Source organism: Virgibacillus sp. LDC1 (assembly GCF_025792345.1).
In the GTDB taxonomy this organism is placed as follows: domain Bacteria; phylum Bacillota; class Bacilli; order Paenibacillales; family Paenibacillaceae; genus Paenibacillus_AQ; species Paenibacillus_AQ lautus.
The window spans coordinates 582835-595145 of record NZ_JAOXLZ010000002.1 but is presented as its reverse complement, the minus strand read 5'-3'; the positions used below and the strand labels follow the sequence as shown (position 1 = coordinate 595145).

The window sequence follows — 12311 nt, the reverse complement described above, 5'->3', positions numbered from 1 at the left end:
ATAGATCTGCAACCATTTTTCCTAAAAACAAAGGAGCCGATGATTGTGAAACAATATTTAAAGCTTGATGAATGGTCAATTATTGAGGAGGGCTTTGATCCTCACACGCATGAGATCTCGGAGAGTATCTTCAGTATCGGGAACGGATTTATGGGCCAGCGCGCCAACTTCGAGGAATCCTACAGCGGCTCCTCCCTGCAAGGCAGTTATATGGCCGGTGTGTATTATCCGGATAAAACCCGTGTAGGCTGGTGGAAGAACGGTTATCCTGAATATTTTGCCAAAGTGCTGAACAGCACCAATTGGATTGGCATCGGCATTGAAATCGACGGCGCGCCGCTTGATCTGGCCCAATGCACGGTGAAGGATTTTGTGCGTGAGTTGAATATGAAGGAAGGCTTCCTCTCCCGCAGCTTCACTGCTGTCATGGAAGACGGCAAAGAGCTCAAGGTTGAAGCTGTTCGTTTTGTCAGCATTGTACGCCACGAGATCGGCGCCATTCGATATGCCGTAACTCCGCTCAATTTCGCTGGAGAGCTTACGATAACACCATATCTCGATGGCGATGTGAAGAACAAGGACTCCAACTATGACGAGAAATTCTGGCTAGAGGTATTCAAGGAAGCGGCGCAAGGTTCTGCTGCGTTGACCGTGAAGACCAAAAAACTCGATTTCCACGTAACATCTGTCATGTCTTATACCATTTTAAAGAACGGCGAGAAGCTGGAACTTCAAGCCGAACTGGTGGAGAAAGAGAAATATGCGGGGAACCGCGTAAGCGTGCCGGTATCTGAAGGCGAAGCCATCACCATCTATAAATATGTCGCTAACGTTACTTCCCGCAATTATGGATTCGGCGAATTGGTGGATGCTGCACGTACTGTGCTGGAGCCGGCGGTGCGGACCGGATTCGAGCAGCTCCTGAAGGAGCAGGCCGATGCATGGGGTGATAAATGGAAGGAAAGCGATATCGTCATTGAAGGCGATGTAGCGGCCCAGCAAGCGATCCGCTTTAACATCTTCCAGCTGAACCAAACCTACAGCGGCGAAGACGACCGTCTGAATATCGGGCCGAAGGGCTTCACCGGGGAGAAATACGGCGGCAGCACCTACTGGGATACCGAGGCTTATTGCCTTCCGTTCTACCTGAGCACCGCGGATGCCAGCATCTCGCGCAACTTGCTGATTTATCGTTATAAGCATCTGGAAAAGGCGAAGGAAAACGCCAAGAAGCTCGGCTTTACCAAAGGCGCCCTCTATCCTATGGTGACAATGAACGGCGAGGAATGCCATAACGAGTGGGAGATTACCTTTGAGGAAATCCACCGTAACGGCGCGATTGCCTATGCCATTTATAACTATGTAAATTATACCGGCGACTTCTCTTACCTCGGCCAATACGGTCTGGAAGTGCTCGTGGAAATCTCCCGTTTCTGGGAAGAGCGCGTGAATTACGTACCGGCGAAGGATCAGTATATGATGCTGGGCGTTACCGGTCCGAACGAGTACGAGAACAACGTGAACAACAACTGGTACACCAACCGTATTGCCAGCTGGACGATGGAATACACGCTCGACGTGCTCGAATACTTGAAAGAGAACGAGAATTCCCGCTATGCCGAGCTTACGGCGAAGCTTGCGCTGCAGGATGTCGAAACCTCCAAATGGCAGGATATCATCAGCAAAATGTACTACCCGGTAGATGATGAGCTCGGCGTGTTCCTGCAGCAGGACGGGTTCCTCAACAAGGAGCTTGTTCCGGTGAAGGAATTGGATCCAGCCCACCTGCCCCTGAATCAGAACTGGTCCTGGGACCGCATTCTACGTTCGGTATACATTAAGCAGGCTGACGTGCTGCAAGGATTGTTCTTCCTTGGCGACCAGTACGACTTGGCTACGAAAAAACGCAACTTCGACTTTTATGAACCGTTCACGGTACACGAGTCCTCCCTTTCGCCATGCGTACACTCCATTCTCGCCTGCGAGCTTGGGTACCAGGAGAAGGCGTACGAGATGTACCTCCGTACAGCTCGCCTGGATCTGGACAACTACAACAACGATACCGAGGACGGCTGTCATACAACCAGTATGGCGGGTACCTGGATGTCCGTTGTGCATGGGTTCGGCGGCTTGCGCGTGAAGGACGGCGTATTGCATTTGAATCCATTCATTCCAGGTCACTGGTCTTCCTTCTCCTTCAAGGTGATGTTCCGCGGATCCCGCCTGAAGGTCAACGTAAAAGGAAAGGAAACCATCATCGTGAACGAAACGGATACGCCGGCTGTCCTGAACGTGAATGGCAAGGAATACAGCATCGACGGATTTGGAGAGGTAAAAGCCGCAAGATAACAGGCATGCGTCTTCAAATGCACCAACTTATATAGAAGCAAGAGCCCTGGATAACATTCCAGGGCTCTTGTTTTTACAGAAAATGGGCTCCTTCAGGCATCATTACTCATTCAGAAGGACCTGTCTTCACCATGCCTAGCATCTGTATTGTCCGAACTCAGCCGAAGGCTGCGGCAATCAGATGTGAAAGCTCCGCATCAAGATGGCGGGGAAATACCGATTATGTATGCTATGAATAGATGAGCTGAGAATGGGGATCACGCGGAGGTCGTTCAGATGGCTTCCCAAACAAATACCCCTGTGCGAGCTCGATCCCGATATCTCGGCAAAAATGAAACTCCTCCCGTCTCTCAATGCCTTCAGCCAGCACCATCGCCCCAAAATCATGAGCCATGTTCGTGATCATTTCGAGCTGCTTCTGCTGGGCGGGATTACGATCGCAATGGTCGATCAGACTCCGGTCGATCTTTACATAATCCGGCTTAAGCTTAATCATCTGCTCCAATGTGGAATAACCTGCACCAACGTCATCCATGGCTACCGAGATTCCATGACTGCGATACACCTCGAAAATCGATTGCAAATGCTCAACATCATCAATCTTCTCGGTTTCCACAACCTCAAATACGAAATCCCTCGGATCCAGATGAAGCCTGTCAATGGTATTAAACGTGTGGCTTAGACACATCTGCGCATCATATATGGAGGATGGCAGGAAGTTCACGAATCGCTTCACGCCGATAGGAAGCCACTCGGCACTGGTCTCAATGGCGCTGGTTCGTGCTGCCCGGTCCAGGAAAGCATGCAATCCGGTTTTACGGGCTGTCTCAAACAGCTCATACGGCTGGAAGCTGGCTCCCCACTCTACCGGACGAAGGAGAAATTCGTAGGCAACGATCTGCTCGGATGAATCCACGATGGGCTGCATGTAGCTCGTAAACTGCTTATGTAAAATGATACTTACCATATCGTAATGCTCCATCTGCAGTTCGAACTTTTGCATAGGGGTCCACGAATGCCGGATTTGCGGAGTTTCTCCACCGGTAACACAGAAGGACAGCTCTTGACGAATCTTCAGCGGAAGGGGCTGCAGACACTTCATCATGGAGATCAGGTCCGCACGTACCTTGTAGTTCACAGCACAACCCTCATTGTTTTCATGTACCGTGTAGCCGTTCACTGCCAGCAACTGAATAAGCTCGCCACTTGCAGGCTTCATATGAATGGTCCCCTGGTCCTCAATCGGTTCAAAGGTGCTGCAATTGTCGCAAATCATGTTCGTCCTCCTTGGCAAGCTAGCTCTCACTATGCTTCTTATCGGCATTTTGAATATGATTTCTTTGCATTTTATGGATTTTATATCGAAGTTATGACCTATTTTAGGAGAAATGCGCAAGATTCGTGCAATGATTGCGCCAAATTCTACAAAAATCGACTTATATTGCTTTTAACAACCTATTGTCGATACTATCGTCATACATTCTTCTACTCAACCTTTTGATCTAAAAGCTGCAGCAGCATCGTCCGCTCCACATCAAAATGCCAAGGGGCGTTCCGTTCCTTTGCCGCATACATCGCTGCATCCGCGCGGCCAATCAGCTCCTGGTCATTTCTGGCATGATCCGGGTAAACCGCAATGCCGATACTCGGCGTGGTTCGAACCTCATGTCCTTCCAGCTCGTACGGCTCGCTAAGCATCGTCCAAATCTCCTCCGCCATCCAGATCAGCTCCTGATCTTCGCCGGCTGGATGGATCATGACGGTGAATTCGTCTCCTCCTAATCGGGAAACCAAGACTCCCTTGGATTCGAGAGATTGAAGCCGGTCTGCAACCTTTCGTATCAACAAATCGCCGGCACGGTGGCCGTATCGGTCATTGACTCGTTTGAAACGGTTCATATCCATATACAGCAAGCCTACGCGGGAACCTTTGCGGTCCGCCTCCTTCAGCGAACTCGACAGCCTTGCATTAAAATAACGGCGATTATACAGCCCCGTAAGATCATCGCGATGGGCCAGGGATTCACTCTGCATCAGACTTTCATGCAGTCGGGCAAACAAACGGTCGTTCTCGAACTGAATCAAAATCTGCCTGAACAAAATCAGGATAACGCACAGAGATAGGCCGGTAAACAGTCCATTCCACCCCCCAAAACGCTGCGCCATAAGGGCAAACATCCCGCCAAGCACGCTGTAGGGAAGCAGGTACCTTACGATCAGGTTTCCGATCGAACGCGGCTCCCGCTCGCCAACAGATGGCTTACGGGAAGCAGGGGCAGACTGCCCACCTGCGAAACTAATAAAAAATACCGATAATGAATAGAGTGGATACAGGTAGGGACGTGCCTCGATACCCATAAGATCAACAAGATAGATGTATAGAACATCTCCTGCAATATAAGTACTCCCGCCAAGACATAACAGAATGGCCGACCATTTCCTTAACTGTCCGGTATTAAAATACAACACCAGCGTAAAAAAAATAAGTACCATTGCGCACAGCGGATACAGCATGTCCACCCAAATGTTTCCCCATACTGCCTCATGGGCCAGACCCTCAAGCTCAGGTTTGATGAAATACTCCCATCCTACCGTCATGACCGTTATGCCAACAATCACGATGTCCAGCATAAACCGGAGCCCCCGAAACGAACCCTGTACATGCCGGAATAAATAAATGAGAGAACTTGCGAACAGGATGAGTTCGAGCCCCCAGAAGAAATGGGTTAGAGCCGGAGAGAAAGCGCTCTCTTTTCCAAACCAAACATGACATGCGTAAATGATTCGGGCCGCTGCATCCCCCATCAATCCGAGACTCACAATAAACCAAAACCTGCGAAGATGCACCTCATAGCGCCGACTAATCCACATTAAATAAACGGAGGCGGCTGCAGGAGGAATAATGACTAGAACACGCTGAAGCGATAAAGCGTCAGGCATCCACAGAGCGATCATTATCTGAATGAATGCATATATCATGGCGAGTCGAATCCACAGATGATCTGCTGGAGTTGGACTCATAAGCATTCCTCCTCGGCCAAAAGGTAAGCTTTTTTCAACACTTGTTTGTTAGGTCTTTCGAATTAATACTTCTAGTTCTCATGATACTTTTTACCCACCCAAAAGTAAAGATGAGGAAATGAAAGAAAAACCACGGATTCTACTCTATGAAACCCGTAACGCTCCGAAAAGTTGCCTCCTTCAAGACCTACTTGACGTATAGGAATTATGTGATAATATTTCATTCATATCTCATATGAATCGGAAAGGGTGTTTAGCCTTGTCACAGAAACGATTGGATCATGTCGGCATTGTCGTCCGGGACCTTGAAACCACGATCGCCTTTTACACCGCCGTCGTCGGACTTGAGCTGAAGGATCGCCTTACCCATACCAATGGCGTCATCCAGCTGGCATTCCTCGGATTTAACGGCAGCGACGAAACGGAGGTCGAGCTTATTCAGGGATACAGCGACACGCTGCCCGCAGAAGGGACCGTTCATCATTTTGCCGTCAGCACGGATAACATCGAAGAGGAATATGCTCGCGTTCAGGGACTGGACGTGCCTCACTTGGATGAGGAAATCGTGACGCTCCCGAATGGGTATCGCTATTTCTTCGTTCACGGTCCCGAAGGGGAGTGGATTGAGTTTTTCCAGCGCTAACCTCTTACGTACGGTAGAAGCTTTATTCAAATCCTTTATCTTGTGAAAGGTTCATAGCTCCATTCATTCTTCCAATTGCATACGTGTTCTAAAAGTAGACCTGCCTCGTTCGTGCCCCTTCGAACTAGACAGGTTTGGTGTGTTAGGACTATAATAGCGGATGTAATGATCGAAACTTCATAAATACCGGGGGAGCTGGAATTTGGCCGGCTGAGAGTGTATCCGATATGATACTGACCCTTACACCTGATCTGGGTAATGCCAGCGTAGGAAGCCCATGTTTGCGGCAGCTGTTCATTTGCCGTGGTATACACTTACGCCGTCATGCGTCCTGATATCATCAGGGCGCTTTTTTTGTGGAGTTAACGAGGTTATAGAAAGAGAATTCAAAGGAGAGAAAAAACGATGAAGAAGGGAACATGGATTCCGCTGCTTCTTGCTTGCGTCCTGCTGATGGTTGCGTCTGGATGCGGCACAAGCGGACAGAACAAGAAGACAGGTGCCGAAGGCGAAGACAGTCAGACTCCCGGGAAACTCCGTGACGTACAGCTGATGCTCGATTGGTCCGCCAATACGAATCACACCGGCCTGTATGCAGCGAAGGAGCTTGGGTATTATGAGGAAGAAGGGCTTAATGTCCAGATCGTCCAGCCGGGAGCAGGCGGAACCGATACGCTGGTCGCATCCGGAAACGTGCCGTTTGGCATCAGCTATCAGGAAGGCGTAACGCTGGCCAGAACGCAAGGATTGCCGCTCGTTTCCATTGCAGCGATCATTCAGCATAATACATCCGGCTTTGCCGCCCCCAAGGATAAGGGCATCGTGAAGGCAGGCGATTTTGAAGGAAAATCCTATGGAGGCTGGGGCTCGCCTGTGGAGGAAGCCGTCATGAAATCCATCATGGAGATTGATGGCGCCGATGTCAGCAAGGTGAATATGATCAATATGGGCGATGCCGATTATTTTACGGCCGTGAAACGCGACATTGATTTTGCCTGGATCTTCTATGCTTGGACGGGGATTGAAGCCGAGCTTCGCAATGAGCCGCTTGACATGATTTATGTGAAGGACTACTCGGAGCAGCTTGATTATTACACACCGGTGATCGTAACGAACGAGAAGCAGATCCAGGAGGACCCCGAGCTTGTCAAAGCGTTCATGCGGGCGACTTCAAAAGGATATGACTATGCGATTCAACATCCTGAAGATGCGGCAGCCCTGCTTACGAAGGCTGTTCCTGACTTGGATGCCGAACTGGTTCTCGCCAGCCAGAAATGGCTGAGCCCCCGTTATCAGGATGATGCACCCCGCTGGGGCGAGCAGAAAGCCGAAGTATGGTCGGGGTATGCCGACTGGATGTTTGAGCGCAAGCTGCTGGAGAAGGAACTTGACGCGGACCGCGCATTTACCAATGAATTTTTACCGGAGCAGCCATAAGGTTATTTCTATTTAAGAGGAGAGACAGCAGGCTGCCTCTCTTCCATTACAATATAGCTTGCACGAAAGGATGAGTTTATATGGCGAATACACTCTTAAGCATTCAAGTAATACCGAGAACGCCAAACGGGGCCGACAGCATCCCTTATGTGGATGAAGCGATCAAGGTCATTCAGGAATCGGGCGTAAAATATGAGGTCCATGCACTCGAAACGACCATGGAAGGAGAGCTCTCCGAGCTGCTCAAGATCGTTGAGCGCATGCACGAGGCGCTGGTGAATGCGGGAAGTCCCAGCATCATATCCCAAGTCAAAATCGCGCATCATCCGACCGGCATCAGCATGGATAAGCTGACTGAGAAATACCGTCCATGAAAAGCTGGTGGAGTTCTGTTTGGCCGCCCGTTGTGGCGGTCCTCTTCTTTTTGATGGTTTGGCAGGCCGCAGTATCCGTATTCGACATTGAACCCTTTATTTTGCCTGCGCCGACGGCCATCGGGCATGAGGCCGTTACCGGAGCTTCCGGTCTCTTCCAGCATACAGCGGCCACCCTGCAATTAACCCTGATCGGATTTATGATCGGCACGGCGATCGGTCTTGTCATCTCGCTGGCTCTGCACATGGTGCCTTTTCTCAAAACCGCCCTTTATCCGCTTCTTATTCTTAGCCAGAATGTGCCGACCATCGCCCTTGCCCCGCTTCTCATGATTTGGTTCGGCTTCGGCATGCTGCCCAAGGTTATCGTGATTACGCTGGTCTGCTTCTTCCCTGTCGCTGTTGCGGCCCTGGACGGACTCGCCCGTACTGACCGCACCATGATGAATTATATGCAGATGGCGGGAGCTACCTCGTGGCAAATTTTCACCAAGCTGGAGCTGCCGCATGCCCTTCCCTCCATCTTCTCCGGGATTCGCATTGCGGCCACCTATTCGGTCATGGGTGCGGTGATCGGGGAATGGATCGGCTCGGACCGGGGAATCGGCTACTACATGATGCTGCAAAAATCCGGCTACCGCACGGACCGGGTGTTTGTTGCCATCCTGGTCATCGTCCTGCTCAGCCTGCTGATGGTGCTGCTGATCACCCTGCTGGAGAAGCGGCTGATTCGCTGGAATCGAAAAGGTTAAAACCATTGTGAATGGACATTTTCCAACATATATAAAAGGAGGCTGCTTTGCGATATGACACATCAAGTATCCCTGTCGGATCATGACAGGCTTGGCCGATCCTCTGCAGCGGTCCCGCCAGCGCCTGCCCTTGAGGTTCGCAGCCTTCGTAAAACCTTCCGCGAGCGGCGCAGCGAAGTGCATGTGCTGGATGATCTTTCGCTCCAGGTGCAGCCCGGGGAATTCGTCTCCTTGATTGGTCCTTCAGGCAGCGGAAAGAGCACGCTCTTCCATATCATCGGGGGGTTAACGGCTCCGGATGCGGGCTCCGTTCTCATGGATGGTCAGGACGTGACCGGGGAAAAAGGCCGCATCGCCTATATGCCTCAACAGCCGGCACTCTTCCCTTGGCGTACGGTGGAGGACAACGTGCTTCTTCCCGAGGAGCTGAGGGGCACCTCGAAAGCCGCTGCCAGGGAACATGCCCGCAGCTGGATGGAACGGGCCGGACTCTCCGGCTTCGAAAAAGCGTATCCGCACACCCTTTCAGGCGGAATGCAGCAGCGGGCGGCTTTTCTGCGCGCACTGATGAGTCCACGGGAAGTCATGTGCCTGGACGAACCGTTCAGCGCATTGGATGCGCTGACGCGCAGCGATATGCAGCGCTGGCTGCTCGATATCTGGGAGGATACGCGCCGTTCGGTGCTGATGATCACCCATCATATCGAGGAGGCGCTGCTCCTCTCGGACAGCATCTATATCCTGTCGGCACGGCCCGGAACCATCTTGAAAAGGGTAGAAGTCCCTTTTTCCCGTCCACGCCGGGAAAATATCCTGATGGATCCGTCCTTCATTGCATTAAAAACCGAAATTTCCGCCATCATGCGGGAAGAACAGCACAAACGCTGACCGATGAAGGCCAGCGGAATACATACATCCATGATCAGCAAAATGCTTCATGGAAGCTTACAAGCGAGGTTATGTAACGATGAAATCATTCATGCAGCGTGAAGCGAATTTCCCACTGATGGACACTCATATTCATCTGGATAGTTATTCGTTATCCGATCAACAAGCGATTCTGGCGGATATCCGCCATCATGAGGTTCAATCCCTCATCTCCGTCTCCATGCATCTGGCTTCCTGCAAGCGAAACCTGGAGCTGGCCAGGCAGTACGGACCGATGGTGCGGCCAGCTTTCGGTTATCATCCGGAGCAGCCCCTCCCTTCCTCTGACGAAACCGAAGAACTGCTGGATTGGATGGCAGAGCATGCCGATGAGATGGTTGCCGTAGGAGAGGTGGGTCTCCCCTATTACGCCAGGCTGGAGGCTGAATCGGAGGGCCGTCCCTGGGATAACCGTCCTTACGCCGATCTGCTGGAGCAATTTATAGCATTTGCTAAAAAGCATCATAAACCGGTCATTCTGCACGCTGTATATGAAGATGCGGATATCGCATGTGATTTGCTCGAAAAATACGGCGTCACTCGTGCCCATTTTCATTGGTTCAAGGGCTCACGCGACACCTTGCAGCGGATGGCGGGTAACGGATACTATATTTCCTTTACGCCTGACATCCTCTATGAGGAAGAAATTCGTGATATGGCATGTAGATATCCGGATCATCTCGTCATGACCGAAACCGATGGTCCTTGGCCGTTCGAGGGTCCGTTCACCGGACAGATGACCCATCCACGGATGACGGCTTCTGTGGCTGCGGCATGGGCTGAGCTTCAGGGGTTGTCCATATCCGAGGCCCGCAGGATTTTGTATGAGAACGCCGCGAGACTTTACGATCTATAAAAAGAATCTACATTCAGCTCAAGTCGGTTGTTTAGGCAATCGGCTTGTTCTCTTTAAGAAATCGGTTATATTGATTAATCAACTCATCGAGCACGATTGATTGTCTGAGGACTTTGGGATGATTAAAATCACGATACCGCTGCTTCATCTTATGAAGCTTATGCCGTTCTTGCTCGATATTAAACTTTATGCCTTCCTTCGTTTCCATGACTTTATATCCTCCCCTCATGTAATATTTTATGCTTTAATGTAAAATTATAGGATGTTTAATATTAGACATCAGAAATATAACATGGAGGGGCGATTTCTGTTATTCACGCCAAAAAACCACAATGCAAGCTGCAGCATTGTGGTTTTGGATTCCCTTATTTAACGTACTTATTTAACATACTTATTTAACGTACTTCTCCTGATATGCCTTTGACATCTCGTCTGTAATTTCCTTCATCTTCGGATCACTCTTGATCGTTTCGATCAGTTTATCGTACGATTCAACCGGTTCTTTGCCCGTGATGACCATGACCCGCATATCCTCCACTTTCTTGGAAAGCTCGGGATAGTATTTGTTATAGGCTTCCGAATACAGCTCTCCCGAAGGATTCGGAACCTTGACCGTCTTTCGCTCTGTGACGATCTCTACGTTCCGCTCGTATACTTCATCCGGCATCCCTACCGCGCTGATGGCCATATCGTCGCTGACGAGGTGAATCATATTGTTCAAGTTGCCGTCACCCGTCTTATCTACAGCGGCCTGCGGGGTTGCAACCTTCTTCCCGTTCTCCACATTGTAATGGACACCTTCGATTCCGTAGGTCAGCATTTCATTGCCTTCTTGACTATAACCGTAATCGAAAAACTCGAGGATTTTCTTCACTTTCGCCTCCGGCACTTTCTTCGGAATCAGGTACACGCCGTAGTACGGCGATCCTGAAGGCGTATACTTCACCCCGTTAGCATTCTCCAAGTAAGCAAGCGGCATCAGATCCGCCTTGGGATCAACGCCTTTCACGGCTTCGCCGGTCACCCAGGCATGGTTCATGGACATGCCCCCTACCCCTGCCTTGGCGCTTCGCATCGTATCCATCACCTGCGAGAACTTCATGATTGCGAAGTCTTTGGGGAACAAGCCCTCGTCATAAGCCTTTTTGATCCACAACATGGCCTCCCTTGACTCATCCGATGTCATAATCGGAGTCAGGGTATTATCGGGTTGAAGCTTCCAGGACCCTTGCGTTTCATTAAATATATTATAAATATAAGCGAGGGCCCCCGGATTTGCGGCATATGGAATCTCATCGGCCTGTCCGTTACCATTCGGATCCTGTTCTTTAAAAGCCTTTAACACGTTATGGAACTCATCCAGCGTTTTGGGTGTTTCCAGCTGTAGGGCATCCAGCCAGTCTTTGCGGATCATCGGGAACACGCCTCCGCCATAGCTCGGATAATAACGAGGAATGACGATGTTCTTGCCATCCATCTTGGTGATTTCCCACATTTCCTTCAGTTCTTCGCGGTTCAAATTCGGGTAGTCTTTAAGAAACGGCGTCAGATCCCAGAAGACTCCCTGCTTCAGCATTTTCTGCAGCTGCGGGTTCTGCATCGTTTCCACGAAAGTAACCTCTGGAAGATCGCCGGATGCCAGCATGACATTGATCTTCTCTTCGGCCGTGGACGGCGACAGCCACGTAATATTCAGCTTGGTGTTGGTGCGTTTCTCAAGCTCTTTCCATAGTGCATTGGTATTGTCTATGAATTCGGTGGCATAATTCAGGGTCTGTATCGTAATGCTTGTAGGTTCACTGCTGTCTGTTCCGCCTTCGTTATCGCCAGGTGCACTTCCTTCTCGGCTGCCGCATGCGCTTAGCAAGAGCGAACTTGCCAAGAGCAGCACCCCCGACATTTTTAAAAACGACTTGCCCGGCTTTGTTTCCATTTTTCTCATCATTAGACCT

11 protein-coding genes and 1 riboswitch are annotated in these 12311 nt (G+C 50.4%); of the genes, 7 read left to right on the top strand and 4 right to left on the bottom strand.

Annotated features, from left to right (window positions below; genetic code table 11):
* Positions 1-45 precede the first annotated feature (45 nt).
* Positions 46-2349 (top strand): glycoside hydrolase family 65 protein, encoded by a 2304-nt coding sequence (locus OHJ21_RS23265; RefSeq protein WP_326119083.1) that lies wholly within the window; start codon positions 46-48, stop codon positions 2347-2349.
* Between the two features lie 229 nt (positions 2350-2578).
* On the opposite strand, the gene OHJ21_RS23260 is transcribed toward OHJ21_RS23265, so the two are convergent.
* Complete coding sequence (locus OHJ21_RS23260; protein WP_100539980.1) at positions 2579-3625, bottom strand: EAL domain-containing protein; 1047 nt, start codon at positions 3623-3625, stop codon at positions 2579-2581.
* A 209-nt stretch (positions 3626-3834) separates the two neighbouring features.
* Positions 3835-5370 carry a diguanylate cyclase domain-containing protein gene (locus tag OHJ21_RS23255; protein ID WP_486021256.1) on the bottom strand — a complete coding sequence of 512 codons (1536 nt, stop codon included), beginning with the start codon at positions 5368-5370 and terminating at the stop codon, positions 3835-3837.
* Between the two features lie 259 nt (positions 5371-5629).
* On the opposite strand from OHJ21_RS23255, the gene OHJ21_RS23250 reads away from it, so the two are divergent.
* From OHJ21_RS23250 to OHJ21_RS23225, 6 genes are all read left to right on the top strand, one after another.
* The gene (locus OHJ21_RS23250; protein ID WP_279300476.1) at positions 5630-6013 is read left to right on the top strand and encodes a VOC family protein; all 384 of its coding nucleotides are present in this window, start codon (positions 5630-5632) and stop codon (positions 6011-6013) included.
* A gap of 178 nt (positions 6014-6191) precedes the next feature.
* A riboswitch (TPP riboswitch) is annotated at positions 6192-6303 on the top strand.
* Positions 6304-6418: 115 nt separating this feature from the next.
* Positions 6419-7450 carry an ABC transporter substrate-binding protein gene (locus OHJ21_RS23245; RefSeq protein WP_486021255.1) on the top strand — a complete coding sequence of 344 codons (1032 nt, stop codon included), beginning with the start codon at positions 6419-6421 and terminating at the stop codon, positions 7448-7450.
* A gap of 80 nt (positions 7451-7530) precedes the next feature.
* On the top strand, positions 7531-7824 hold the full coding sequence (locus OHJ21_RS23240; RefSeq protein WP_100539976.1) for an MTH1187 family thiamine-binding protein: 294 nt from the start codon (positions 7531-7533) through the stop codon (positions 7822-7824).
* A complete protein-coding gene (locus OHJ21_RS23235) occupies positions 7821-8576 on the top strand; it encodes an ABC transporter permease (RefSeq protein WP_100539975.1) in 756 nt (251 codons plus the stop codon). Before OHJ21_RS23240 ends, OHJ21_RS23235 begins: the two co-directional genes overlap by 4 nt.
* Before the next feature lie 54 nt (positions 8577-8630).
* Complete coding sequence (locus OHJ21_RS23230; RefSeq protein WP_100539974.1) at positions 8631-9464, top strand: ABC transporter ATP-binding protein; 834 nt, start codon at positions 8631-8633, stop codon at positions 9462-9464.
* Positions 9465-9543: 79 nt separating this feature from the next.
* A complete protein-coding gene (locus OHJ21_RS23225; RefSeq protein WP_326119079.1) occupies positions 9544-10359 on the top strand; it encodes a TatD family hydrolase in 816 nt (271 codons plus the stop codon).
* A gap of 31 nt (positions 10360-10390) precedes the next feature.
* Here the strand turns inward: OHJ21_RS23225 and OHJ21_RS23220 are convergent, their stop codons facing one another.
* Both OHJ21_RS23220 and OHJ21_RS23215 read right to left on the bottom strand, forming a co-directional pair.
* Positions 10391-10567, bottom strand: coding sequence for an aspartyl-phosphate phosphatase Spo0E family protein (locus OHJ21_RS23220; protein WP_100539973.1), 177 nt, complete (start codon positions 10565-10567; stop codon positions 10391-10393).
* Positions 10568-10750: 183 nt separating this feature from the next.
* A complete protein-coding gene (locus tag OHJ21_RS23215; protein ID WP_486021254.1) occupies positions 10751-12304 on the bottom strand; it encodes an extracellular solute-binding protein in 1554 nt (517 codons plus the stop codon).
* Positions 12305-12311 lie beyond the last annotated feature (7 nt).